A 23,324-nucleotide genomic window follows, 5' to 3' on the forward strand; every position below is an offset into this window, starting at 1 on the left:
CGGCCGGACGGAGCCGGCGGCGATCACGACGCCGGGCGCTGGCGGCGCCGGCGGCGCGGGCGTCGTCTGGCTGACGGCGATCGGGTGAGCGTCATGACGCGATACTTCGACCGTATCCTGGAGCCCGAGTTGCTGGACGAGGAGGCTTGGGCAGCGCCCGAGCGCCTTACGCCCGACGACTGCTTCGACCACCTGGGCAGCGATTGGCGCAGGCCCGATGCACCCCGCGATCAGGAGGACGAGGGATGAGCGAGAGCAACCGGAGCGAGATCGGGCTGGCCGAGGGGCGCTGGCTGTGGCGCAGGCTCTATGTCTTCGTCGCCAGCGCAGGGCTGTGGTGCTTGCTGGCCCGGGCCGTGGGACGGACGGCGCCCGCTGATCTGCCGCGCGTGGCCGATGGGCTGATGGGGCTGATCGCCCTGATGCTGGTCCTCTATCTGGTGGCGCCCACGGCCCAGCAGATGATCGCCATGCTGGCCAATCTTCGCCTGCGTCTGGCGGCGGGAGGTCGGCCATGACCTATCGACTGTCGCAACGCTCGCGCGCCCGACTGCGCGGGCTTCACCCTGACCTGATCGCGGTGGTCGAGGCGGCGATTCGTCGGACCGAGGTGGATTTCATGGTCACCGAGGGCCTGCGAGACCCCGCCCGCCAGGCCTCGCTGGTGAAGGCCGGGGCCAGTCGGACCCTGAATTCGCGCCACCTGACCGGCCATGCTGTCGATGTGGCGGCCCTGGTCGAGGGGCGGGTGCGCTGGGACTGGCCGCTGTACGGCCGCATCGCGGAGGCCTTCAAGGCGGCGGCGCGCGACCTGGGCATCCCGCTGACCTGGGGCGGGGACTGGACCCGTCTGAGGGACGGCCCGCATTTCGAATTGGATCGGAGGGCCTATCCATGACGCTCCGAAATCTGGCGCGGACCCTGACCCCGCTGGGCTGGCTGGCCGTGATCGGGGCGGGGGTTCTGCTGGTGACCGTCATTGGGCGCGGAGTCGGCCTGAGATGGGACCCGTTCGACCTGCAACAGAGGCGATTGGAGACCGTCCAGGCGCGGGCGATCCAGGCGGAGACCGATGTCGAGGCGCGACGCCTGGAGGCTGCGGCGCGGGTCCAGCAGGCGGTTCGTCTTGAAACCCACCAACGACAGATTCTGGCCGTGGAACGGGCGACCGTCGCGGCTGTCACCCAGGCGAGGAGCGCCCCCGATGCGAACGATCCTTTGGACCCTGTGCGGGCTGGTCGCCTGCGGGCTCATGACCGCGAACTGTGCCGGTTCGCCGCCGATCTCTACGGTTGCGCCGCCGCGTCTGGTCCTGGCTGAAGCGGCGACCCGGCCTTGCGCCCTCGCCGTCCTGCCGAATGCGCCCAGTCTGGCGGATCTGGAGGCGGCCTATATGGCGCGCGGCGCTCAGATCGTCGCCTGCGACAGCGCGCGCCGCCTGGCGGTCGAGGCCCTTAACGTTGAACGGGCGATGCAGGACCGCTGGATGGAGGCGCAGAAGCGGGGGCGGCGTCGGGGGGCGACGCCTTGAGGCAGCATTTCTTGCCGGGCGGCCGGCATATTTTGCCGTCCTTGTGATCGCTCGGCAAAATATGCCGAGGTCAAAACATGGTTTACCAAAACTAACGCACGAAAATCAGTATGTTATAAATCGGCGCGACGCTGTCGTTGTGGCCCTGTCCTTGCTCCTTGCCTTCCCGAGCAGAAAGCTCCCGGCAGCCAAAATGGCGTCGGACATGTCGAAGACACAAGGACAGCCAAAATGGCTAACAGCATCAATACGAATGCCGGGGCTCTTGTCGCCCTGCAGAATCTTAACGCGACCAGCCGTGACCTCAACGTCACGCAAAACCGCGTGAACACAGGCCTGAAGATTTCTTCGGCTAAGGACAATGGCGCGATCTTCGCCATCGCCACCGCGCAGCGCGCCGAGATGGGCGCCCAGGATGCTGTAAAGCAGTCGCTGCAGCGCGGTCAGTCCATCGTCGATGTCGCCCTGGCGGCCGGCGAAACCGTCACCAACGCCATGAATGAGCTGAAGAGCCTGGCGGTGGCCATTCAGGACGCGCCGACCGGCAGCGACACGGCCAACAAGCTCAACGCCGATTTTTCCGCCCTGGTGGCTGAAATCAAGACCTCGCTGGCCGACGCCAAGTTCGACGGGATCAACCTGTATGCGGCGAACGCCGCTGCGATCGAGGTGACGACCAATACCTCTGGCGGCAAGTTCACTCTGAAATCCACGGTTGCGGCCGCTTCGGGCGCCTATGTGGCCGGTGGTCTGATCGACCCCACCCAGGGCGCCGCGACCACCGCCCCCGTCGCGGCCGCCTTCGACCTGGACACCCTGACCGATCGCACCGCCGCCAACGTCGAGCGCGCGATCGCCAACTTCTCTTCGGTTCTTGCGGACCTGGGCACCAAGTCGAAGTCTCTGGACCGTCAACTGACCTTCACCAGCAAGATGCAGGACTCCCTGGAAGTCGGCATCGGCAACCTGGTGGATGCCGACCTGGCCAAGGAAAGCGCCAAGCTGACCGCCCTGCAAACCAAGCAACAACTCGGCGTTCAGGCGCTGGGCATCGCGAACCAGTCGGGTTCGATCCTGCTGGGCCTGTTCCGCAGTTAAGGAAGCGACTGACACGAAGGCGCGGTCTAGGCCGTCGTCTGATCACCTCCAGTAAATGAGCGAAAGCTCCCGGCAGCCAAAACGGCGTCGGAAATGTCGAAGACAAAGGATTACTCTCATGGCTAACAGCATCAATACGAACGCAGGCGCCTTGGTTGCTCTGCAAAACCTGAACCAGACGAGCCGCGACCTGAACGTCACGCAGAACCGGGTCAACACGGGTCTGAAAATCTCATCGGCCAAGGACAATGGCGCGATCTTCGCCATCGCCACGTCGCAGCGCGCAGAAATGGGCGCCCAGGACGCGGTGAAACAGTCGCTGCAACGCGGTCAATCCATCGTCGACGTCGCCCTGGCGGCCGGCGAGACCGTGACCAGCGCCCTGAACGAGCTGAAGAGCCTGGCTGTGGCGATTCAGGACGACGCCGGCAATGCTTCGCCGGCGACCGACTGGAGCGACAACGGCAAGAAGCTGATCGCCGACTTTGAGGCCCTGGCGAAGGAGATCCACGTCTCGCTGGCGGGCGCCAAGTTTGACGGGGTCAACCTGTTCGACGCCGCCGCGGCTACGGTCGAAGTGACCACCAACACCTCGGGCGGCAAGTTCGAGCTGAAGGCGAACGGCGCGGCTTCGGCTGGCAGTGACCTGCTGTTCGGCGGCACTGTGGATGCGACGACCAAGGCTTGGTCGACGACTGCCGACTACGCCACCAAGAAGGCTGGCTACACTGCCGCCAACGTCGAAACGGCGATCAATGACTTCGCTTCGACCCTGGCGGATCTGGGCACCAAGTCGAAGTCCCTGGACCGTCAACTGACCTTCACCAGCAAGATGCAGGACGCCCTGGAAGTCGGCATCGGCAACCTGGTGGACGCTGACCTGGCCAAGGAAAGCGCCAAGCTGACCGCCCTGCAAACCAAGCAACAACTGGGCGTCCAGGCGCTGGGCATCGCGAACCAGTCGAGCTCGATCCTGCTCGGCCTGTTCCGCTAACGAACACGGAGGCGGCGGCTTCGGTCGCCGCCTGATCACCTCAGACTACCGAGCAGAACGCTCCCGATAGCCAAAACGGCATCGGAAAATTGTCAAAGACAAAGGAACAGCCAAAATGGCTAACAGCATCAACACCAACGCAGGCGCTCTCGTCGCTCTGCAGAACCTGAACCAGACGAGCCGCGACCTCGCGACCACGCAAAACCGCGTGAATACGGGTCAAAAGATCTCGTCGGCCAAGGACAATGGCGCGATCTTCGCCATCGCCACGTCTCAGCGCGCAGAAATGGGCGCCCAGGACGCGGTGAAACAGTCGCTGCAACGCGGTCAGTCCATCGTCGATGTCGCCCTGGCGGCCGGCGAGACCGTGACCAACGCCCTGAACGAACTGAAGAGCCTGGCTGTGGCGATTCAGGATGCGCCGACGGGCAGCGACACGGCCACCAAGCTGAACGCTGACTTCACCGCCATCGTTTCGGAAATCAAGACCGCACTGACGGGCGCCAACTTCGACGGCGTCAACCTGTTCAACGCTAGTGCGACGGCGATCGACGTGACGACCAACACCTCCGGCGGCAAGTTCACGCTCAAGTCGGCGGCTGGCGCTGCGGCCGGTGCAACCAAGGCCGATGGTTCGGTTGATCCGACCCAGGCGCCTGACCCGGATGGCGCTGGCGCTCTGACGGCGTTCGATTTTGCGAACGTCGCCGATCGCACCGCCGCCAACGTTGAACGCGCCGTCGCCAACTTCTCGACGGTGCTGGCGGACCTGGGCACCAAGTCGAAGTCCCTGGACCGTCAACTGACCTTCACCAGCAAGATGCAGGACGCTCTGGAAGTCGGCATCGGCAACCTGGTGGACGCCGACCTGGCCAAGGAAAGCGCCAAGCTGACCGCTCTGCAAACCAAGCAACAGCTGGGCGTGCAGGCGCTGTCGATCGCGAACCAGTCGAGCTCGATCCTGCTCGGCCTGTTCCGCTAACGAACACGGAGGCGGCGGCTTCGGTCGCCGCCTGATCACCTCATAACCCCGAGCAGAATGCTCCCGATAGCCAAAACGGCGTCGGAAATTGTCAAAGACAAAGGAAAGCCAAAATGGCTAACAGCATCAATACCAACGCAGGCGCCCTGGTTGCTCTGCAGAACCTGAACCAGACGAGCCGCGACCTGAGCATCACGCAGAACCGCGTGAATACGGGTCAAAAGATCTCGTCGGCCAAGGACAATGGCGCGATCTTCGCCATCGCCACGTCGCAGCGCGCAGAAATGGGCGCCCAGGACGCGGTGAAGCAGTCGCTGCAACGCGGTCAGTCCATCGTCGATGTCGCCTTGGCGGCCGGCGAGACCGTGACCAACGCCCTGAACGAACTGAAGAGCCTGGCCGTGGCGATTCAGGACGACGCCGGCGGCGCCACGGCGTTCACCGACAACGGCAAGAAGCTGGTCGCCGACTACGAAGCGATCGTGAAGGAGATTCATACCTCCCTCGCGGGCGCCAAGTTCGATGGCGTCAACCTGTTCGACGCCGTGACTGCCGGCAATGAAGTCCAAGTCAGCACCAATACCTCGGGCGGCAAGTTCATGCTGAAGGGCGTGAGCGGATCCGCTGGCACGGCATTGGAGTTCGGCGGAACGGTGGCCGCCGGCGTCTGGACGGCTGCTGCTACCGACGCAGCCAAGAAGACGGCCTATACGGCAGCCAACGTCGATACGGCGGTCAAGGCCTTCGCCACGACCCTGGCGGACCTGGGCACCAAGTCGAAGTCCCTGGACCGTCAGCTGACCTTCACCAGCAAGATGCAGGACGCTCTGGAAGTCGGCATCGGCAACCTGGTGGACGCTGACCTGGCCAAGGAAAGCGCCAAGCTGACCGCTCTGCAAACCAAGCAACAGCTGGGCGTGCAAGCGCTGTCGATCGCGAACCAGTCGAGCTCGGTTCTGCTCGGCCTGTTCCGCTAACAAGACGTGGTCGGGGGCGGGCCTCGCGGCTCGTCCCCGTTCGCACGTCGGCAGATACAGAGGGCGCGGCCTGACCGCGCATCAGGGAAATGGCAGACAATGTCGCACGAGTACCCAGCTTAACGCTCGTCACGCCCGATGCCATGGGGCAGGGCGTCGAGCCGCCGAAACCTCCGATCCAGGACAACGACGCCGGGCGCTATCGCCTGACGATCGAGGAGGGGCCGGACGGCTTCATCTACAAGACGCTGGATCGCGTGACGGGCGAGGTCATCCGCCAGTTGCCGCGAGAAGACGTCGTCAAGATGCGCCACAGCCCGGCCTATGGTCCGGGGGAGTTGATCAAGACCAAGGTCTGAGACCGGGTCGCTCAATCGCCAACGCCGCCGGCTCGCCGCGCGGCGCTATCATGGTTTCTACGGCGTTAACCATACGCTCAGGAATCATGCGCATTACTGGCCCCCAGAATCGAAACTGGGGCTAGAAGCCATGTCTAACAGCGTTCTCACCAATGCCTCGGCGCTCATAGCGCTCCAGAATCTGAATTCGACGAATAACAAGCTGGCCGCGACCCAGAGCCGGGTGAACACCGGCCTGAAGGTGCAGGGCGCCAAGGACAACGCCGCCACCTGGGCCATCGCCCAGAACCAGCGGGCGGACACGGGCGCGCTCGACGCCGTCAAGACCAGCATGAACCGGGCGACGTCGCTGGCCGACGTGTCCCTGGCTGCGGGCGCGCAGATTTCGGATCTGCTGATCGAGCTGCGCGAAAAGGCGACCGCCGCCGCTGACCCGTCGCAGACCGCCGCGACGCGCAAGGCCTACAACGACGAGTTCCAGTCGCTGCTCAAGTCGCTGCAGTCCTTCGCCGACAACGCGACCTTCGACGGCGAGAATATCCTGAACGGCAAGATCGGCGGCGTTCGGCCTGTTCCGCCCGCCACGCTGACGGGCCTGGATTTCCTGGCCAACGTCAACGCCACCGAAACCATCACCGTGAACCGACAGGACATGTCGCTGATCGGTCTTGGGCTCGCGCCGACGACCTTCACGGCGCCGGTGACCGCCTTCGACCTGACGACCGAGGCCAATGCCGAAAAGGCGCTGGCCGATGTTGTCGCGGCCATGGACACGGCCAACGCCAAGCTGGCTGAGCTGGGCGCGCAGTCCAAGCAGGTCGAAAAGCACAACACCTTCGTCAGCAAGCTGATGGACTCGCTGGAAGTCGGCATCGGCAATCTGGTGGACGCAGACATGGCCAAGGAAAGCGCCCGTCTGCAGGCGCTTCAGGTCCAACAGCAGCTGGGCGCGCAAGCCCTGTCGATCGCCAACCAGGCGCCGCAGATCATCCTGTCCCTGTTCAAGGGCTGATCTATCTGAAGTAGCGGGGCGCGCCGTGGCCGAGTGAAATCGGCGGCGGCTTGCGCTTCGCGGGGCGCGGGGTCAGCCCGTAGAGGCTGGCCAACTTCATGAGCAACCAACGCACGTAGGGCATAGGGCTGATCCCTGACCTGTGAGCTTGACTGTCGGCAAACGTGAAGCGCCGCCCGCTGTTCCGGGGCGATCTTAAACACTTCGTTACCGCGTGCGTGGCAAGGTGCCGGCAGGAGCGCTCTGGCCTGTGATCGACAACAGCTATCTTCTTGGGATGTACGGCCTTTCGCCGGTGAGCTCCGGCTCGTCGGGCGCGGCCTCGACCGTCAGGAAGCAGCCGACCGCGCCCTGGAGCACGACGGTCAAGCCTCCGGCCCAGTCAGATCTTCTGCGCGCCGCGTTGAGCGGCCGACGTTTCTTCAACGAAGCGGCGACGACGCTGGACCTGCAGACCAAGTCGTCTGGCGACTATCGCAAGCTGTTTGCGTTGAATCAGGGCCTGTCCCTGCTGGAATCGATCACCAATCGTGCGGGCCAGAAGGGCGTCAGCGCGTCCGAAACGGCCTTGCTGGCCAAGCGGTTCGACGCGGGCATGGCGGAACTGTCGGCCTATCTGAAGGACGCCAAGTTTGACGGCATCCGCATGGTGGAAGGCGAATCCGCCACCAAGGCCCAGACCGGCGCCGCCGTGGCGCGGGATTCGGCCAAATATGTCACCGGGGCGGTCCACACGGGCACGGAATACGCCCCTGTCGAGGCCTTTCAGGGCGATGTGAAGTTCAACATCAGCGTGAAGACGACCGGCGGCACGAAGACGATCGCGATTGATCTGGCCGAGATGGGCGCCGAGACGCGCACGATGCAGTCCGTGGTCGCCCACATCAACGGCAAGCTGGAGGCGGCGGGGGTCCAGACGCGGATGAGCCGTGAAATGCTGCCGCAGGAGCCCAAGGTCATCAAGTCGGGCGACAAGACCATCACCCTGCCGGCCGGACCTGACAAATGGGCCTTGAGCGTCAAGGGCGTCTCGACTGAAACCGTCAGCTTCGTTCCGGTGACTTCGGCCGACGCCGTCTATGTGGTGCAGGGCTCGGGCAAGGCCGGCGGTCATGACGTGCTGAAGTTCCAGGAAGGCGCCGGCAACACGACCGGAGAGCTCTTTGCGGTCAACGGCCAGATCGGCAAGTCGGGCCTGCCCGAAGGCGTCGAAACCGTCCGAGCCAGCGCCGTCGGCCCGGACGGCTCCATGTGGATCGTCGCCGATGTCAGCGCCGGGACCACGAACCAGCCGATCAAGGGCCAGGGCGACGTGGTCCTGATGAAGCTGGATTCGGCAGGCCAGGTGGTGCTCAGCCGCGCCTTGGGCGCCGCCTCGACTGCCAGCGGCTATGCGATTTCGGTGAGCGACGACGGCCGGGTGGCTGTGGCAGGGTCGGTCATCGGCGCGCTGGAGCCGGGCGCGTCCGGCGCCGTCGCCAATGTGGCCGACAGCTTCGTGACCGTATTCGACGCCAAGGGCGTAGAGCAATGGACCCAGCGTCGCGGCGCCAAGGCGGCGGACGAGGCGACGGCGGTGTCGTTTGGCGCGGATGGCCGTATCTATGTGGCTGGCCGTTCGCAGTCGGCCATGTCGGGCGCGACCGCTTCCGGCGGCTGGGATGGCTATGTTCAGGCCTTCAGCGAGACCCAGCTTCATGCTCTGGCGCCGATCAAGGCCGTCGCTACGGGCGTCAGCCAGTTCGGCACGGCCGGCGATGACAGCGTCCAGGCCATGACCGTGGATGGCGATAAACTCTACACCGCCGGGATCGAGAACGGCCGTATGGTCGTGCGTCGGTTCCAGATCGACGCCACGGGCTCGCCGACCCTGTTGTCCTCTCGCGACCTGGGCAGCGCCAGCGGCGGCGAGATCAGCGGCCTGTCGGTGGTCAACGGCCAGGTCATTCTCGCGGGCGCGACCCGCAACGGCGCCTTGGACATCGGTCAGATCAATACCGCCCACGCCGGAGGCATGGACGCCTTCGTCGCGGTGATCTCTGACGACCTGACGGCCTCCGCCGCCGACCGTCTGACCTATCACGGCGGCGCGGGCGATGATTCCGCCGCCGACGTGAAGATCGTGGATGGCAAGGTCTGGCTGACCGGCGTGTCCGACCGCCCTATCGGGGCCAAGGCCACCGATCCGACCTCGGGCTATCTGGCCCGTCTCGATCCGCTGACCGGCGCTGTGGAATGGAAGCAGACCTGGACGGGGGCGGACGGGCAGGCGGCGCCGACGACGATCGCCGTCGCCAGCGGCGGCGCCAGCGTCCTGGACAAGCTGGGCCTGCCGCAGGGCGAGATTCCTCAGTCGGATTCCAAGCGTCTGGTGGACGCCACGGCCCTGCGTGCGGGCGACCGCTTCTACGTGAGTTCGCCCACAGGCCGGTCGGTAGCGGTGACGATTGACGCCAAGGATACGCTGCAGACCCTGGCGCGCAAGATCGAGACGGCGTCGGGGCGTTCGCTGAAGGTCACGATCAAGACCGACATGGACTACATGACCGGGATGGACGGCGACACCAAGGTGACGGCGGGCGGGGTGCAGCGGCTGTCCATCGCCTTCACCGACGGCCGCGGCGGCGCAACCTTGCGGGCAGGTGAAGCGGGGCGGGACGCCTTGGCCGGTCTGGGGCTGACGCCCGGCTACATTGGTCCCAAGAGCGACGACCTCAAGACCTTTGGTCTGGATCTGCCCAAGTCGCTGAACCTGCGCGACGCGGCGGCGGTGAAGAACGCGCACGACAAGCTGGGCACGGCGCTGGTTACGCTGCGGGCGGCCTACCGCGCCTTGCTGCCTGAAAGCGACAAGCCCAAGGTGACCGGCGAGGCGCCGGCCTATCTGCAGGCGCAACTCGCCAACTATCAGGCTGCGCTCGCACGACTCACAGGCTGATCACGCCGAACCCCGCTTTAGGTTGACGCATGCGGCGTCGGCGGGGTTATTGGGGCCATCATTGGCGTCGAGTCCCGCATGGCCCTTCCAAAAGACAATCGCACAGTCCTGATCGTCGGGGGCGGCCTGGCCGTCGTCGCCGCCGTGGCGGCTGCTCTGGTGTTCAGCGGCGGGCGCGATGGACCGACCGAGGCCCCGCCGGCGTCGCAAGGCGGCTTGACGATCGACCTGGCCGAAGCCCCGACGCTGGAGCCCGCGCGCGAGCTGCGCTGCTTTGTCGACGGGCAGTTTGTCGGTCAGGCGACCCTGGCCGACTGCGCGCGGCGTAACGGCGTAGCCACCAGCGCCCTGGACGTGGGTCTGGACGCCACCGGCGCCCTGGCCGCCGCGCCGACCGCCGCCTTCGCCCCGCCGCCGGCCCTGCCGGCTGCGCCGACGGTCGAGGTCGCTCCGATCGATGAAGCCGCATCGCCGGCCGAACAGCCTGCCCGCCAGGCCCCGGCTTCGAGCGCGGCTACAGCCTGTCTTCGTCACACGGGATCGGAATGGCGCGCCATTTCCAACGGCATGAGCCTGGGGGCGTGCGTCCAGGCCCTCTACGCCGGCACCTGCGTCCGTCCGGGCGAGGCCCAGTACGGCCGTTGGGGCGACACCACCCTGCGTCTGGTGCCGCGCCGCGTCGAGCAGTCGAATGACAACACCCGCTTCCGCACCCTGGCCCAGCAGGACCGCAACTGTCAGTTCCCGGAGCTGGGTCGATGAGCCGCAAGATCGTCGTTTCCGCCGCCGCTGTCAGCCTTCTGGCTCTGGCCGCCTCCGCCTGCGCCCAGAAGGGGCTCGAGGCCCCGACCGAACCGGGCGTCTGCTACCACGTTGTCCCGGCCGAAGACGGCAAGTCCGCGCCCCTGGTCAATGTCGTGGCCCGCGACCAGCCGCAGATCGAGTTCTGCGCCGCGCGGCTTGAGGAAATGCGCCTGCGTTTCCTCAGCATGGGGGGCAACAACCGCGACATGATCGGCGCCTATCAGGGACAGTTCATTTTCATTGACCGGGGCGGCGTGAAGTTCGGCAAGACCCTGACGGGGCAGCGCTTCTTCGCCCTGACACGCACCGGGGACGGCCGCCTGGCCATTCCGGGCGCCATCCAGCGCGAGATCGACGGTCGCCCCGTCGCCGTCGCTCCCAACTAGAATTCTCGCCCGCTTGGGCGTGAACAAAACTGGAACATTCCGTCGCAATCCGCTAGGGATCGACGGCAAGAACATAAAAGGACATCGGTCATGGCCGGCAGCGTCAACAAGGTCATCCTCATCGGCAATCTGGGCCGTGACCCGGAAATCCGCACGCTGAACAGCGGCGACCGCGTCGCCAACCTGCGCATCGCCACGTCTGAGCAATGGCGCGACAAGGCTACCGGCGAGCGCAAGGAAAAGACCGAGTGGCACGCGGTCGTCATCTTCAACGAGAACATCGTCAAGGTGGCCGAGAACTACCTGAAGAAGGGCTCGACCGTTTACATCGAGGGCTCGCTGCAGACCCGCAAATACACCGACGCCCAGGGTGTCGAAAAATACTCGACCGAGATCGTGCTGCAACGCTTCAACGGCCAACTGACCATGCTGGGCGGTCGCAACGACAGCCAGGGCGGCGGCGATCGCGGCGGCTACGGCGGCGGTGGCGGTCGCAACGACGACGACTACTCCTCGGGCTTCTCGACCGGCGGCGCCAACAAGCCCTCGGGTCCCAAGGAAAGCTACGACCTGAACGACGACATTCCGTTCTAAGGCAAACTGAGAAGTTAAGTGGGCCGGGGGGCTTACAGTTACCGCGACGACCCGGCCGTGCCGTCCTTTCCGGACGACCGGCCGCTGGTCCTGTTCGACGGCGATTGCGCCCTCTGTTCCCATTCCGCGCGGACCCTGCTGAAGCATGGTCCGCGTTTTCGTCTGGCGCCGACGCAGTCGGACCTAGGTCGGGCCTTGCTGGTCCACTACGACCTGTCGCCTGACGATCCCTCGACCATGCTGGTGATCGAGAATGGGCGGGCAATCAGCCGCTCGGATGGAGTGCTGCATCTGGCGGCCTCCCTGCCGTTTCCCTATCGCGCCGCCGTGGCGGCCCGGCTGATCCCGCGACCGATCCGTGACTTCGCCTATGGCCTGGTCGCGCGCTATCGGCGGCGGTTTCCGGGCCAGGGCTGGTGCGCCCTGCCGCCGTCGGGGGCGGATATCAAAGACCGAATTCTGGGGTAAAGCGTCAATGAGCGACGGACGACGGGTTCTCGTTCTGGGGGGCAACGGCTTTATCGGGTCGCACCTGGCCGCTGCGCTGTCGCGCGAAGGCTGGTCGGTTCGCGCGGGCGCACGACGTCCGACTGAGGCCGCGCGGCGGGCGCCGACCTTCGACTGGGTTTCCGCTGATTTCGCCCGATTGACCACGGTGGAGGCCTGGGCGCCGCTGCTGGACGGCGTTGACGCCGTGATCAACTGCGTCGGAGTCTTGCAGGACGGGGCAGGGGACAGCACCCGTCTGGCCCATGTCGAGGGACCGCGCGCCCTGATCGCCGCCTGCGAGCGGGCCGGGGTCCGGCGCCTGATCCACATTTCGGCGGTGGGCGCGGACGATGCGGCGGGCACGGCCTATGCCTGCACCAAGGCCGAGACCGAGCGCCTGGTCGAGGTCAGCGCTCTGGACTGGCTGATTCTGCGGCCTTCGCTGGTGGTGGACCGCGCGGCCTTCGGCGGCACGGGCCTGATCCGGGCACTGGCGGCGTTTCCGCTGTTCAGCCCGGTCGTCGGCGGCGACCAGACCTTCCGGCCCATCGCCCTGGGGGATCTCGGCGCCGCCGTCGTTGCGGCGCTGAAGCCGGGCGCGCCCAGCCGCGAGACCTTCGACATGCCGGGGCCGGAGGCCATGACCATGGCCGAGACGGTCCGGCTCTATCGCGGCTGGTTGGGACTGGCGCCCGCGCCGGTGGTCCGCGTGCCTCGCGCGCTGGCGGCGCCGGCCCTGATGATCGGCGATCTGCTGGGCCGGCTGGGCTGGTCCTCGCCGATCCGCACCACGGCCATGCGCCAGATGGATCACGATGTGTCCGGTCAGGACAGCGGCTGGGCCGAACGTCTGGGCGTATCGGCGCGCGGCTTCTCGCGCTTTCTGGCTGAGACGCCGGCCTCGGTTCAGGACGTCTGGCACGCGCGGCTGTGGTTCGTGCGGCCCATCTCCATCCTGACCCTGGGCCTGTTCTGGCTGATCACCGGCCTGATCAGCTTCGGTCCCGGCTGGAACGGGGCCCTGGCCATTCTGCACGAGGGCGGCTTCGGGCGCTGGGCGGGACCGATCGCCTGGTGGGGCGCGCTGCTGGACGTAGTGCTGGGGCTGGCCCTGTTCATGCGACCGTGGACGGCGCGGGTGGCCATTCTGATGTGCCTGTCGACCGTCGGCTATCTGATCGCCGGGACGCTCAGCCTGCCGCACTACTGGATCGACCCTCTGGGGCCGTGGCTGAAGGTGCTGCCGATGATGGCGCTGTGCCTGTTCGTGGCGGCGACGGACGCGAGGCGCTGATGACCTATCTGATCCTCAAGATCGTCCACATCCTGTCGGGCGCGGTCCTGTTCGGCACCGGGGCGGGCATCGCCTTCTTCATGCTGAGAGCCTACGCCACGAAAGACCCGCGCACGGTCGCGGCGGTCGGGCGGATCGTGGTGCTGGCCGACTTCGTCTTCACCGCCAGCGCCGTGGTGATCCAGCCGATCAGCGGTCTGGCCCTAATCCACCTGCAGGGCTACGCCCTGACCGAGCCGTGGCTGCTGGCGGCCTATGGCCTCTATGTCCTGATCGGCGTCTGCTGGCTGCCGGTGGTCTGGTTCCAGTGGCGGATGGTCAAGTTGGCCGAAGGGGCGGTTGCGGCGGGCACGCCCCTGCCGCCCGCCTATCACCGCCTGTTCCGCGCCTGGTTCATCCTGGGCTGGCCGGCCTTTGCGGGCGTGATCGGCATCTACGCCCTGATGGTGGCCAAGCCTGTCTTCTAGGCCGGTCTTCTAGCGGGCGAAGCGGCCCTTGGACGCGGCGGTGCTCAGGGCCTCGCGGACGGCGGCGGTCAGTTCGGGCAGGGTTTGCACCTGTTTGACGCCGTAGGCCTGGGCCGTGATGTCGACATTGCCCTTCCTCCAGAAACCCTCGGGGGCCAGGACGATCAGCTTTCCGCCGCGCGCGTGCAGGCCCATTTCCAGCAGGCTGATCGGGCTCTGCGTGCCGGGCGCGAAATACATGACGATGACGTCCGCGGATTCCAGCGCGGCCAACTCCCACTCGACCTGACGGCGGAACTCGGGCTCGTCGGCCTCGGGGCGCCAGTTCGGGTTCCAGTCGGGACGGCGCGGGTTGAGGATAACCACGTCCGTGTCGGCCAGGGCCGCCGTCATCGCCGCCTGCCAGTCGGGCGCGCCGCCCATGTCGATGCTGCCGCCCAGGAAGACGCGCGGGCGGCTGTCGTCAATGGGCAGGGGCTGGGGCGAGACGACCGCGGTCGGACCCTTGGCGCTCTGGGCCAGCGCGGGCGCCGCTGCCAAGGCCGTGCTGAGGGCGGCGGCGGAGATCATCAGGGCGGCCAGGGTGCGGTTCATGTCTGCCTCGGTTTCGCGAAGGGGCGGGGCATAGCATCCCGTCCGGCGAATAGTAGGGCAGGGGCGATGGAAAAGAGCGGTCATCGAACGTGACGGGCCTTTAGCGGCCGACTGTGGCATCAGGTCGCGGTGTCCAGCCAACGTCATTCCCCGCTCAGCCTGCTCGAGATCGGCGCCATCATCGCGGTGATGCTGATCTGGGGCATCAACAACGCCGCCGCCAAGGTGGCCACCGAGGTCATGCCGCCGCTGATGGTTGGGGCCCTGCGCTTCGCCATCGCCGCTGCCTGTCTGGTCTGGTTCGTGCGGCCGCCGTTTCCGAACTGGAAGAGTTTGCTGATCATCGCCGTCGTGGGCGGGCCGATCCATTACGGCCTGATCTACCTGGCCTTCTGGCTGGCCCACGACGTCAGCCCAGTGACGGTGGCGACCCAGTTGTGGATTCCGCTGACCTCGCTGTTCGCCTTCCTGATGCTGGGCGAGCGGATTTCGCGGATGGCGACGATCGGGTTGGTTATCGCCTTCGCCGGGGTGGCCTGGATGACGCTGGACCCGCACGCCCTGCAGGACTGGAAGGCGATTGCGGTGGGGGCGGCGGGCGCTTCGGCCTGGGCGCTGACGACGGTGATTGCGCGGCGCACCACCTCCATTCCGCCGCTGAAAATGCAGGGACTGCTGGCCCTGATGGCCTTCCCGGCGCTGACCGTCGGGTCGCTGGTGTTCGAGACGGGCCAGTGGGAGGCGGCGCAGATCGCCCCGCCCATCGTCTGGGGCACGGTGGTCTGGGCTGGGGTGATTTCGTCGGTGTTCGCGACCAGTCTGGTCTTCTGGCTGGTGCAAAGGCGCGAGGCCGGGCGGGTGACGCCCTATCTGCTGGGCTCGCCCCTGGTGTCCATCCTGATCGGCTGGCTGTGGATGGGCGACGTGCTGACGCCGCAGATCCTGACCGGGGTCGCCATCGCTCTGATCGGGGTGGTCACGGTCGCCCTGGGGGAGCGCGGCCTGCGCGCCGGCGCTCCCGCCAAGGTCTGATCCGCGCTTAGCGGGCGCTGAGAACCGCGCAGGCCACGCGGTCGCCCGCGCCGCCGATGGGCTGGCTGTTGTGGTCGTCGGGGTTGGCGTGGATCACCAGGGCCGAGCCGTCGGCGTCCCACAGCCACTGGCCAGGGCCGTCCTGGCTGATGCGAGCCTTGGTGGTGAAGAACTCACCGTGGGCCGAGCCGTCCGCGGCGGCGTAGAGGTTGGGCAGGTCGCCGTCGTCCGGGCCCTGGGCATTCAGCAGGCCGTGCGGCGTCTTGGGATCGGTGTGGTTGATGTGGGCGCCGGCCGAGGTGAAGGGCGCGGCGCACTGGCCCGTGGCGTGGATGTGGATGCCGTGCCATCCGGGCGTCAGGCCCGCAGCCTCGACCTTGATCAGCAGGCCGGTGGCGCCCTGTGTCAGGGTCGCCGTGCCGATTTCCGCGCCCTGGCCGTTGATGATCGACGCCTGTCCCGTCTGGCCCGGCGTGGCGCGCGGGATCATGGCGGAATGGTCGACGGCGGCGGCTTGCGCGTGCGCGCCGTGGCCCATGGCGGCGTGGTCATGGCTTTGCGCCGAGGCGCTGGCGGCGATCAGCGAAGCCGCGGCGACGGCGGTGAGGGTGGCAGCAGTCAGACGCATGGTTTTCCTGTCCTTTTCGGCATGGGGATATCAGCGGCGTTTCTTTGCCACAACGCCCCCTGGATGCTAGAAACCGGAACAGCGGATCACGTTCCGATTCCGGCCATTTAAAGCCTGATTTCCTTGACCGACGACAGCTACGACAACGCCGCACCTTCGGCGCCCGGCGACATCTCCATCATCACGATCGAGGACGAGCTGAAACGCTCCTACCTCGACTACGCCATGAGCGTCATCGTCAGCCGCGCCCTGCCGGACGCGCGCGACGGTCTGAAGCCTGTTCACCGCCGCATCCTCTATTCGATGCACGACCTGAACATGACGCCCGAGCGGTCTTATTCGAAGTGTGCGCGGGTCGTCGGTGACGTGCTGGGTCGCTTCCACCCGCACGGCGACGCCTCGGTCTACATGGCCCTGGTGCGGATGGCGCAGCCCTTCTCGATGGGGCTGATGCTGGTCGATGGTCAGGGCAACTTCGGCTCGGTCGACGGCGATATGCCGGCCTCCATGCGTTACACCGAGGCCAAGATGGCCCCGGCCGCGGTGGCCCTGCTGACCGACATCGAAAAAGACACGGTCGATTTCCAGCCCAACTACGACGAGAAGGAACTGGAGCCTGTTGTCCTGCCGGCGCGGATTCCGAACCTGTTGGTCAACGGCGCGGGCGGCATCGCCGTCGGCATGGCGACCAACATCCCGCCGCACAACCTGGGCGAAGTCGTCGACGCGGCCGTGGCGCTGCTGGACAACCCCGACATGGGCGACGAGGCCCTGTTGGACATCGTGCCCGGTCCCGACTTCCCCACGGGCGGCGAGATCATGGGCCGCACCGCGCCGCGCAATGCGCTGCGCGACGGACGCGGCTCGGTCATCGTGCGCGGCAAGGCCTCGGTCGAGGAGATCCGCAAGGATCGCGACGCCATCGTCATCACCGAACTGCCGTTCCAGGTGAACAAGCAGACCCTGATCGAACGCATCGCCGAAATGGTGCGCGAGAAGCGTCTGGAAGGCATTTCCGACGTCCGCGACGAGTCCGACCGTCAGGGCATGCGCATCGTCATCGAGCTGAAGCGCGACGCTTCGGGCGACGTCATCCTGAACCAGCTGTTCCGCTATACGGCCCTGCAAAGCTCGTTCGGCGTCAACATGCTGGCGCTGAACCACGGCCGTCCCGAGCAGATGGGCCTGCGCAAGCTGCTGGAGCTCTTCCTCGAGTTCCGCGAGGAAGTGGTCGTCCGCCGCGTCAAGTTCGAGCTGGCCAAGGCCCGCGACCGCGGCCACGTCCTGGTCGGCCTGGCCGTCGCCGTCGCCAACATCGACGAAGTGATCCACATCATCCGCAGCTCGGCCGACCCGGCCGAGGCGCGCGAGCGGCTGCAGGCCAAGGCCTGGCCGGTCGGGGACATGATGGCCCTGGTCGAGCTGATCGCCGACCCGCGCACGGTTCTGGTGGACGGCGACAAGATCCGCCTGACCGACGAACAGGCCCGCGCCATCCTGGCCCTGACCCTGTCGCGTCTGACCGGCCTGGGCCGCGACGACATCTTCGGTGAAGCGCGCGGTCTGGCCGACACCATCCAGGGCCACCTGACCATCCTGTCGGATCGCGCCAACGTCCTGGCCATCATCCGCGAAGACCTGCTGCTGGTGAAGGATCAGTTCGCCGTGCCGCGCCGCACCCTGATCGGGGAGGGCGACGCCGAGATGGAGGACGAGGACCTGATCCCGCGTGAGGACATGGTCGTCACCGTCACCCACGGCGGCTACGTCAAACGCGTGGCCCTGAACGCCTATCGGACCCAGCATCGCGGCGGCAAGGGCAAGTCGGGCATGACCATGAAGGACGAGGACGCCATCACCGGCGTCTTCTCGGCCTCGACCCACACGCCGGTCCTGTTCTTCGCCACCAACGGCAAGGCCTACAAGCTGAAGACCTGGCGCCTGCCGCTGGGCAACCCGCAGTCGCGCGGCAAGGCCTTCGTCAACCTGCTGCCCATCGAGCCGGGCGACAGCATCATGAACGTGCTGCCGCTGCCCGAGAACGAGTCCGAGTGGGACAACTACGACATCATGTTCGCCACCAAGTCGGGCGACGTGCGACGTAACAAGCTCAGCGACTTCGCCACGGTGAACCGCGCGGGCAAGATCGCGATGAAGCTGGAAGACGACGACCGCATGGTCGGCGTGGCCATCTGCAACGCCGACGACGACATCCTGCTGACGACCCAACTGGGCCGGGCCATCCGCTTCAAGGCCGACGATGTCCGCGTGTTCAAGGGCCGGGATTCCACCGGGGTGCGCGGCATCCGTCTGCAAGGCGACGACGAGGTCATCTCGATGGCCGTCCTGGGCCGCGTGGACGCCTCGCCGGAAGAACGCGCCGCCTACGTCAAGCACGCCAACGCCATGCGCAAAGCCCTGGCGGGCGCGGACGCGGACGAGGATGTCGCCGTGGTCGAGGCGGACGACGAGGAGGTGGGCGACGCCGCCCTGTCGGTCGAGCGCATCGCCGAACTGGGCGCGGCCGAGCAGTTCATCCTGACGGTCACGGAAACGGGCTTCGGCAAGCGCTCCTCGGCCTATGAGTATCGTCGCACCGGTCGTGGCGGGCAGGGGCTGACGGCCCACGGCCTGGGCGGTCGCGCCGGTACGCGTCTGGCCGCCGCCTTCCCGGTCGAGGAGAGCGACGACCTGATGCTGGTCACGGACGGCGGCCAGATGATCCGCACCCCGGTCGGCCAGGTCCGCATCGTCGGCCGCTCCAGCCAGGGCGTGACCATCTTCCGCACCGGCAAGGACGAGAAGGTCGTCTCGGTCGAACGTCTGCCCGACTCGGGCGGCGACGACGATGGCGCTGACGAGGCCGCGACGGACGAGGGCGGCGAGGGCTGATCGGCCCTCTAGGCTGGCATGATGGCGGGCATGACTGACGTTCTGATGCAGATCGACGGTCGGCCCGCCAGCGCCGCCGACCTGGGCCATTTCGTCCTGTCCAACTACGGCGCCTTCACCTCGATGCAGGTGGAGGACGGCGAGGGGCGGGGCCTGGACCTGCATCTGGCTCGACTTGAGGCCGAAGCCGTGGACCTGTTCGGCGTGGCCGTGCCCGAGGCGGCGCTGCGTGAACGGATGCGACAGGTGCTGGACGGGCGTTCGGGCCGCTTCAGCCTCCGGGTCAACCTGTTCTCGGACGCCATCAGTCTGCGCGCGCCGGACGCGGTGGTTCAGCCGCGCGTTCTGACGACGCTGTCGCCGCCGGCGTCACCACTGACCCAGTCTCTGCGGCTTCAAACCCAGGTCTATGCGCGTGAAGTCCCGCATCTGAAGCATGCCGCCACCTTTGGCCTCACCCGCGCGCGGCGTCTGGCGGTGCTGGCCGGGTTCGACGACGCCCTGTTTGTCGATGGCGAGGGACGGATTTCCGAAGGCTCCATCTGGAACATCGGCTTTGTGCAAGGCGAGACGGTGGTCTGGCCCGAGGCGCCCATGCTGACGGGAACGGGACAGGCCTTGCTGCAACGCGGGATGGCGGACCTCGGCCTGAGCAGTGTGACCCGCCCGGTGCATCTGTCTGATCTGGCGAGCTTTGACGCCGCCTTCATCTGCAACAGCGCCACGCCCGCCTGCGCTGTGGCCAGTATTGACGGCCATCAGTTCGGCCCGGCTGACGACCTGATCGCGCGTCTGATCGAGGCCTGGCGATCAAACCCGTGTCAGACGATCTAGGCCGTTGATTTCGCACCTGCTAAACGGGACGAAACGCGGGGAGGCGAAGGCCATGCGCATCGGACTGTATCCGGGGACTTTCGACCCGGTCACGAACGGCCACATGGACATCATCGGGCGGGCGATCAAGCTGGTCGATCGGCTGGTCATCGGCGTGGCGCAGAATGACGACAAGGGGCCGCTGTTCTCGACGGCCGAGCGTGTCGAGATGCTGAAAACCGAGGTCGCGCGCTTCAACGCCGACATCGAGGTGAGGCCCTTCAGCAGCCTGCTGATGCATTTCGCCGAGGAAGTGGACGCCAACGTCATTGTGCGCGGTCTGCGCGCGGTGGCGGACTTTGAGTACGAGTTCCAGATGACGGCCATGAACCAGCGCCTCAACAGCGACATAGAAACCGTGTTCCTGATGGCCGATCCGCGCCATCAGGCCATTGCTTCGCGACTGGTCAAGGAGATCGCCCGGCTGGACGGCGCGATCGAGAGCTTCGTCAGCCCCGCCGTCGCCGCCCAGGTGCGCGCCAAGGTGCAGCGCTAGATTTCAGGATAGACATGAACTTCAAGATGCTTCTGGCCGCCGCCGCGGTCTCGATGATCGCGGGCGGCGCTGTCGCCCAGACCGCTTCTGAATGGCGCACGGTCGCGCCCGACAACCTGCTGGTGATCGACACCTCCAAGGGGCGGGTCCTGGTCGAGTTGGAGCCGCGCGCTGCGCCGAATCATGTCGAGCGCATCCGAACCCTGACTAGCCGCGGCTTCTATGACGGGCTGAAATTCCACCGCGTGATCCCGAACTTCATGGCTCAGACCGGTGATCCCGAAGGCACGGGGGCGGGCGGCAGCGACCTGCCCGACGTCAAGGGCGAGTTCGAGTTCCGCCGTGGTCGCGACAGCGGCTTCGCCGCCGTCGAGAACAGCGGCCCTGGCCTGCGCGGCATTATGGGCAGCCTGCCGATCACGACCCAGCCCGACGCCCAGATGTTCGTCACCGCTGACCTCAAGGTCGGCGCCGGCGGTCTGTTCTGTCCTGGGGTGGCGGGCATGGCGCGCGCCGGTTCGCCCGACAGCGCCAATAGCCAGTTCTTCCTCATGAGCGGCCAGAACGACAACCTGAACGGCGGCTACACCACCTTTGGTCGCGTGGTTCAGGGGCTGGATGTGGTCAAGGCGCTGAAACCGGGCGACGACGCCAAGGACGGGGCCGTGGGACCCGACGCCGACGTCATGACCAAGGTGCAACTGGCCTCGGCCCTGCCAGAGGGGCAGCGCCCGACGGTGCGCGTGGCCGTGCCGGGCTCGGCGCCCTTCAACGCCGCCGTGGAGGCGGCTCGCGCCGAGCGCGGCGCGCGGTTCGGTATCTGCGACGTGCAGCCGGTCGTGCAGGTCACGGGCGGCTAGGCATCGACTTCAGGAGAGGGGCGAGGATGCGCGTTTCAACGAGTTGGGCGGCGGCGTCCGCCCTGATGCTGGCGGCCGGGGCGACCTGGGCGCAGGATATGACCCCCGCAGCCGCGCCGTCGCCGGCCCCGGTCACGGCGAGCGAGTGGCGCGCCGTTCCGGCCGAGACCCTGCTGGTGATCGACACCAATAAGGGCCGCATCCTGGTGGAATTGGCGCCCGAGATCGCGCCGGGCCATGTCGAGCGCATCCGCCTGCTGGCGGGGACGGGTTTTTTCGACGGCCTGTTGTGGCACCGGGTCATCGACCAGTTCATGGCTCAGACCGGTGATCCGCTGGGCACCGGCGAGGGCCAGAGCTTCCATCCCGATCTGAAGGCCGAGTTCACCTTCCGCCGGGACGGGCAGACGCCGTTTACGCCGGTGGCCGCACCAGCCGGCGCCGTCTTGGGCTTCTTGCACTCCATGCCGATCCAGACCCAGCCGGACGCCTTCATGGCCACGACGGCGGATCACAAGGTCCACGCCTGGGGCCTCTATTGCCCCGGCGTCGCCGGCATGGCGCGCGACGAGGCGCCCGACAGCGCCAACAGTCAGTTCTTCCTGATGCGCCAGCCCTATCCCTCGCTGGACAAGCGCTACACCATCTGGGGACGGGTGATTTCCGGCCTGGACGTGGTGCGCGCTCTGAAGTTCAGCCCCAACCCGGACGGCATCGTCACCGACCCGGATCGCATGACGCGGGTGCGCGTGGCGTCGGACCTGCCCGAGGCCGAGCGGCCGACGGCGCGGGTGCTGGATACGGCCTCGCCGCAGTTCCGCGCCCTGGCCGAGGCGGCGCGTCAGGCCAAGGGGGCCGACTTCTCGGTTTGCGACATTGATCTGCCGGTTCAGGTGGCCGGCGCGCCCCCGGCCTGATTGCCCGTCGGACCACTGGAGCGGCCCCGGCGACGACGTCGGCGGGGTTTCTGGCGGTCTTCGCGCATCCTTTGCAGCAGCAGGCCCTCGCGCAGGCCTCGGTCGGCGACGCGCACGCGTTCGCACGGCCAGGCGCGCTGCACGGCCTCAAGGATCGCGGCCCCCGCCAGCACCAGATCGGCGCGGTCGGGGCCGATGCAGCTTTCGGCGGCGCGACCGGCCGGTCCCAGACGTTTGAGCCGCAGGGCCGCCGCCTCGCAGTCGGCCCGCGTCATCCACAACCCGTCGACCAGATCACGCTGATAACGGCGCAGGCCCAGGTGGATGCCGGCCAGACTGGTGATGGCCCCTGAGGTGCCGACCATGTGGACGCGGCCGCTATCGAACAGTTGGCGCACCTTGTCGTCGCTGGGGCCGCCCAAGGCCAGGGCGGCGCCGACATCGGCGACCATGGCCTCATACCAGGCCTCGGTGTCGCCAGTCGGTTCAGGATGGCGCTCGGCCAGGGTGACGACGCCGAGCGGCGCCGACATCCAGCCCTTGCTTTCGAAGCCCTGCGCGCCGCGCATCATCCACGACAGCTCGGTCGAGCCGCCGCCGACGTCGATGACCAGCACCGCTTCTGCTCTGGGATCGAACAGGTTGAGGCAACCGGCGACCGACAGGCCGGCCTCTTCCGCCGGGTCGATGATCTTGAGCCTCAGCCCGGTGCCGCGACGGACCCGATCAATGAAGGCCTGCCCATTGTCGGCGGCGCGGCAGGCCTGGGTGGCGACGGCGGTCAGGCGGCTGGCGTCCAGACCCTTGCGGGCCACGCGCTCGGCGCACAGGGCCAGGGCGTCGTAGGCCCGATCCATGGCGCGGTCGTCCAGCCGTCCTGTATGCGACAGGCCTTCGCCCAGCCGCACGATGCGGCTGAAGCTGTCCACCACCCTGAACCCGTCGCGCGCGGGGCGCGCGATCAGCAGGCGGCAATTATTGGTCCCCAGGTCGAGCGCGCCATAGAGGGGCGCATCGCGACCGGAAGCCCCTGAATCGCGGGACTTCGTGGGCAGGGACCGCGCGTCGCGCCGTGCAGGCGCGCCAGGGGTCTCCGGCATGGGCCGA

27 protein-coding genes are annotated in these 23,324 nt (G+C 67.1%); 24 read left to right on the top strand and 3 right to left on the bottom strand.

Annotated elements, in window-relative coordinates; translation table 11 throughout:
• From CQ039_RS16790 to CQ039_RS03445, 18 genes are all read left to right on the top strand, one after another.
• Positions 1 to 249: hypothetical protein (locus CQ039_RS16790; RefSeq protein WP_233194703.1), on the top strand; the 249-nt coding region annotated here is incomplete at its 5' end.
• On the top strand, positions 246 to 518 hold the full coding sequence (locus tag CQ039_RS03365) for a hypothetical protein (RefSeq protein WP_105563345.1): 273 nt from the start codon (positions 246 to 248) through the stop codon (positions 516 to 518). The genes CQ039_RS16790 and CQ039_RS03365, both read left to right, overlap by 4 nt.
• On the top strand, positions 515 to 898 hold the full coding sequence (locus tag CQ039_RS03370) for a M15 family metallopeptidase (protein WP_105563344.1): 384 nt from the start codon (positions 515 to 517) through the stop codon (positions 896 to 898). The genes CQ039_RS03365 and CQ039_RS03370 overlap by 4 nt, the downstream gene beginning before the upstream one ends.
• Positions 895 to 1,320 carry a hypothetical protein gene (locus tag CQ039_RS03375; protein WP_105563343.1) on the top strand — a complete coding sequence of 142 codons (426 nt, stop codon included), beginning with the start codon at positions 895 to 897 and terminating at the stop codon, positions 1,318 to 1,320. Before CQ039_RS03370 ends, CQ039_RS03375 begins: the two co-directional genes overlap by 4 nt.
• Entirely contained in the window at positions 1,253 to 1,531 is a 279-nt protein-coding gene (locus CQ039_RS16795) for a hypothetical protein (protein ID WP_233190204.1), read from the top strand. The genes CQ039_RS03375 and CQ039_RS16795 overlap by 68 nt, the downstream gene beginning before the upstream one ends.
• A gap of 231 nt (positions 1,532 to 1,762) precedes the next feature.
• The gene (locus CQ039_RS03385; RefSeq protein WP_105563342.1) at positions 1,763 to 2,629 is read left to right on the top strand and encodes a flagellin; all 867 of its coding nucleotides are present in this window, start codon (positions 1,763 to 1,765) and stop codon (positions 2,627 to 2,629) included.
• A 118-nt stretch (positions 2,630 to 2,747) separates the two neighbouring features.
• Positions 2,748 to 3,623, top strand: coding sequence for a flagellin (locus CQ039_RS03390; protein WP_105563341.1), 876 nt, complete (start codon positions 2,748 to 2,750; stop codon positions 3,621 to 3,623).
• A gap of 115 nt (positions 3,624 to 3,738) precedes the next feature.
• Complete coding sequence (locus CQ039_RS03395; RefSeq protein WP_105563340.1) at positions 3,739 to 4,605, top strand: flagellin; 867 nt, start codon at positions 3,739 to 3,741, stop codon at positions 4,603 to 4,605.
• Positions 4,606 to 4,718: 113 nt separating this feature from the next.
• A complete protein-coding gene (locus CQ039_RS03400) occupies positions 4,719 to 5,582 on the top strand; it encodes a flagellin (RefSeq protein ID WP_105563339.1) in 864 nt (287 codons plus the stop codon).
• A gap of 143 nt (positions 5,583 to 5,725) precedes the next feature.
• Positions 5,726 to 5,941 (top strand): flagellar protein FlaG, encoded by a 216-nt coding sequence (locus CQ039_RS03405; protein WP_233190203.1) that lies wholly within the window; start codon positions 5,726 to 5,728, stop codon positions 5,939 to 5,941.
• A gap of 130 nt (positions 5,942 to 6,071) precedes the next feature.
• Positions 6,072 to 6,953 carry a flagellin gene (locus CQ039_RS03410; protein WP_105563337.1) on the top strand — a complete coding sequence of 294 codons (882 nt, stop codon included), beginning with the start codon at positions 6,072 to 6,074 and terminating at the stop codon, positions 6,951 to 6,953.
• 250 nt (positions 6,954 to 7,203) lie between these two features.
• Positions 7,204 to 9,891: a transcriptional regulator gene (locus CQ039_RS03415; protein ID WP_233190202.1), complete on the top strand. Its 2,688-nt coding sequence runs from the start codon at positions 7,204 to 7,206 to the stop codon at positions 9,889 to 9,891.
• A gap of 78 nt (positions 9,892 to 9,969) precedes the next feature.
• Positions 9,970 to 10,653, top strand: a complete 684-nt coding sequence (locus tag CQ039_RS03420) for a hypothetical protein (protein WP_105563336.1) — start codon at positions 9,970 to 9,972, stop codon at positions 10,651 to 10,653.
• Entirely contained in the window at positions 10,650 to 11,081 is a 432-nt protein-coding gene (locus CQ039_RS03425; protein ID WP_105563335.1) for a hypothetical protein, read from the top strand. The genes CQ039_RS03420 and CQ039_RS03425 overlap by 4 nt, the downstream gene beginning before the upstream one ends.
• Positions 11,082 to 11,171: 90 nt before the next feature.
• Positions 11,172 to 11,675, top strand: a complete 504-nt coding sequence (gene ssb / locus CQ039_RS03430; RefSeq protein ID WP_105563334.1) for a single-stranded DNA-binding protein — start codon at positions 11,172 to 11,174, stop codon at positions 11,673 to 11,675.
• A 57-nt stretch (positions 11,676 to 11,732) separates the two neighbouring features.
• Positions 11,733 to 12,143 carry a thiol-disulfide oxidoreductase DCC family protein gene (locus tag CQ039_RS03435; protein WP_233190201.1) on the top strand — a complete coding sequence of 137 codons (411 nt, stop codon included), beginning with the start codon at positions 11,733 to 11,735 and terminating at the stop codon, positions 12,141 to 12,143.
• A gap of 7 nt (positions 12,144 to 12,150) precedes the next feature.
• The gene (locus CQ039_RS03440) at positions 12,151 to 13,458 is read left to right on the top strand and encodes an SDR family oxidoreductase (protein WP_105563332.1); all 1,308 of its coding nucleotides are present in this window, start codon (positions 12,151 to 12,153) and stop codon (positions 13,456 to 13,458) included.
• A complete protein-coding gene (locus CQ039_RS03445) occupies positions 13,458 to 13,925 on the top strand; it encodes a DUF2269 domain-containing protein (RefSeq protein ID WP_105563361.1) in 468 nt (155 codons plus the stop codon). Before CQ039_RS03440 ends, CQ039_RS03445 begins: the two co-directional genes overlap by 1 nt.
• 9 nt (positions 13,926 to 13,934) lie before the next feature.
• On the opposite strand, the gene CQ039_RS03450 is transcribed toward CQ039_RS03445, so the two are convergent.
• On the bottom strand, positions 13,935 to 14,519 hold the full coding sequence (locus tag CQ039_RS03450) for a nucleoside 2-deoxyribosyltransferase domain-containing protein (RefSeq protein ID WP_199183630.1): 585 nt from the start codon (positions 14,517 to 14,519) through the stop codon (positions 13,935 to 13,937).
• Between the two features lie 129 nt (positions 14,520 to 14,648).
• Between CQ039_RS03450 and CQ039_RS03455 the strand changes: the two genes are divergently transcribed.
• Positions 14,649 to 15,551, top strand: coding sequence for a DMT family transporter (locus CQ039_RS03455; protein ID WP_233190200.1), 903 nt, complete (start codon positions 14,649 to 14,651; stop codon positions 15,549 to 15,551).
• A 7-nt stretch (positions 15,552 to 15,558) separates the two neighbouring features.
• Here CQ039_RS03455 and CQ039_RS03460 read toward each other — a convergent pair whose 3' ends face one another.
• Positions 15,559 to 16,089: a superoxide dismutase family protein gene (locus CQ039_RS03460; RefSeq protein WP_369831544.1), complete on the bottom strand. Its 531-nt coding sequence runs from the start codon at positions 16,087 to 16,089 to the stop codon at positions 15,559 to 15,561.
• 213 nt (positions 16,090 to 16,302) lie between these two features.
• Between CQ039_RS03460 and gyrA the strand changes: the two genes are divergently transcribed.
• The 5 genes from gyrA to CQ039_RS03485 are packed head-to-tail and all read left to right on the top strand — an operon-like array spanning position 16,303 to position 22,217.
• Positions 16,303 to 19,071: a DNA gyrase subunit A gene (gene gyrA / locus CQ039_RS03465; protein ID WP_105563330.1), complete on the top strand. Its 2,769-nt coding sequence runs from the start codon at positions 16,303 to 16,305 to the stop codon at positions 19,069 to 19,071.
• A 30-nt stretch (positions 19,072 to 19,101) separates the two neighbouring features.
• Positions 19,102 to 19,905 carry an aminotransferase class IV family protein gene (locus CQ039_RS03470; RefSeq protein ID WP_233190199.1) on the top strand — a complete coding sequence of 268 codons (804 nt, stop codon included), beginning with the start codon at positions 19,102 to 19,104 and terminating at the stop codon, positions 19,903 to 19,905.
• 52 nt (positions 19,906 to 19,957) lie between these two features.
• On the top strand, positions 19,958 to 20,440 hold the full coding sequence (coaD, locus tag CQ039_RS03475; RefSeq protein ID WP_105563357.1) for a pantetheine-phosphate adenylyltransferase: 483 nt from the start codon (positions 19,958 to 19,960) through the stop codon (positions 20,438 to 20,440).
• Between the two features lie 14 nt (positions 20,441 to 20,454).
• Positions 20,455 to 21,300, top strand: a complete 846-nt coding sequence (locus CQ039_RS03480; protein ID WP_105563329.1) for a peptidylprolyl isomerase — start codon at positions 20,455 to 20,457, stop codon at positions 21,298 to 21,300.
• A gap of 26 nt (positions 21,301 to 21,326) precedes the next feature.
• On the top strand, positions 21,327 to 22,217 hold the full coding sequence (locus tag CQ039_RS03485; RefSeq protein WP_105563328.1) for a peptidylprolyl isomerase: 891 nt from the start codon (positions 21,327 to 21,329) through the stop codon (positions 22,215 to 22,217).
• On the opposite strand, the gene CQ039_RS03490 is transcribed toward CQ039_RS03485, so the two are convergent.
• The gene (locus CQ039_RS03490; protein ID WP_105563327.1) at positions 22,190 to 23,317 is read right to left on the bottom strand and encodes a Ppx/GppA phosphatase family protein; all 1,128 of its coding nucleotides are present in this window, start codon (positions 23,315 to 23,317) and stop codon (positions 22,190 to 22,192) included. The genes CQ039_RS03485 and CQ039_RS03490 overlap by 28 nt on opposite strands.
• Positions 23,318 to 23,324 lie beyond the last annotated feature (7 nt).

The organism is Brevundimonas sp. MYb52, assembly GCF_002979535.1.
GTDB lineage: Bacteria > Pseudomonadota > Alphaproteobacteria > Caulobacterales > Caulobacteraceae > Brevundimonas.

Bases quoted from the DNA above. Each gene is read 5' to 3' on its own strand.
- CQ039_RS03385 (WP_105563342.1), top strand. From the start codon at position 1,763: ATGGCTAACAGCATCAATACGAATGCCGGGGCTCTTGTCGCCCTGCAG.
- CQ039_RS03375 (WP_105563343.1), top strand. From the start codon at position 895: ATGACGCTCCGAAATCTGGCGCGGACCCTGACCCCGCTGGGCTGGCTG.
- CQ039_RS16795 (WP_233190204.1), top strand. From the start codon at position 1,253: ATGACCGCGAACTGTGCCGGTTCGCCGCCGATCTCTACGGTTGCGCCG.
- CQ039_RS03405 (WP_233190203.1), top strand. From the start codon at position 5,726: ATGGGGCAGGGCGTCGAGCCGCCGAAACCTCCGATCCAGGACAACGAC.
- CQ039_RS03440 (WP_105563332.1), top strand. From the start codon at position 12,151: ATGAGCGACGGACGACGGGTTCTCGTTCTGGGGGGCAACGGCTTTATC.
- CQ039_RS03395 (WP_105563340.1), top strand. From the start codon at position 3,739: ATGGCTAACAGCATCAACACCAACGCAGGCGCTCTCGTCGCTCTGCAG.
- CQ039_RS03370 (WP_105563344.1), top strand. From the start codon at position 515: ATGACCTATCGACTGTCGCAACGCTCGCGCGCCCGACTGCGCGGGCTT.
- CQ039_RS03460 (WP_369831544.1), bottom strand. From the start codon at position 16,089: ATGGGCCACGGCGCGCACGCGCAAGCCGCCGCCGTCGACCATTCCGCC.
- CQ039_RS03485 (WP_105563328.1), top strand. From the start codon at position 21,327: ATGCGCGTTTCAACGAGTTGGGCGGCGGCGTCCGCCCTGATGCTGGCG.
- CQ039_RS03445 (WP_105563361.1), top strand. From the start codon at position 13,458: ATGACCTATCTGATCCTCAAGATCGTCCACATCCTGTCGGGCGCGGTC.
- CQ039_RS03425 (WP_105563335.1), top strand. From the start codon at position 10,650: ATGAGCCGCAAGATCGTCGTTTCCGCCGCCGCTGTCAGCCTTCTGGCT.
- CQ039_RS03470 (WP_233190199.1), top strand. From the start codon at position 19,102: ATGACTGACGTTCTGATGCAGATCGACGGTCGGCCCGCCAGCGCCGCC.
- CQ039_RS03410 (WP_105563337.1), top strand. From the start codon at position 6,072: ATGTCTAACAGCGTTCTCACCAATGCCTCGGCGCTCATAGCGCTCCAG.
- CQ039_RS03400 (WP_105563339.1), top strand. From the start codon at position 4,719: ATGGCTAACAGCATCAATACCAACGCAGGCGCCCTGGTTGCTCTGCAG.
- CQ039_RS03450 (WP_199183630.1), bottom strand. From the start codon at position 14,519: ATGAACCGCACCCTGGCCGCCCTGATGATCTCCGCCGCCGCCCTCAGC.
- CQ039_RS03420 (WP_105563336.1), top strand. From the start codon at position 9,970: ATGGCCCTTCCAAAAGACAATCGCACAGTCCTGATCGTCGGGGGCGGC.
- CQ039_RS03490 (WP_105563327.1), bottom strand. From the start codon at position 23,317: ATGCCGGAGACCCCTGGCGCGCCTGCACGGCGCGACGCGCGGTCCCTG.
- ssb (WP_105563334.1), top strand. From the start codon at position 11,172: ATGGCCGGCAGCGTCAACAAGGTCATCCTCATCGGCAATCTGGGCCGT.
- CQ039_RS03480 (WP_105563329.1), top strand. From the start codon at position 20,455: ATGAACTTCAAGATGCTTCTGGCCGCCGCCGCGGTCTCGATGATCGCG.
- CQ039_RS03390 (WP_105563341.1), top strand. From the start codon at position 2,748: ATGGCTAACAGCATCAATACGAACGCAGGCGCCTTGGTTGCTCTGCAA.
- CQ039_RS03365 (WP_105563345.1), top strand. From the start codon at position 246: ATGAGCGAGAGCAACCGGAGCGAGATCGGGCTGGCCGAGGGGCGCTGG.
- coaD (WP_105563357.1), top strand. From the start codon at position 19,958: ATGCGCATCGGACTGTATCCGGGGACTTTCGACCCGGTCACGAACGGC.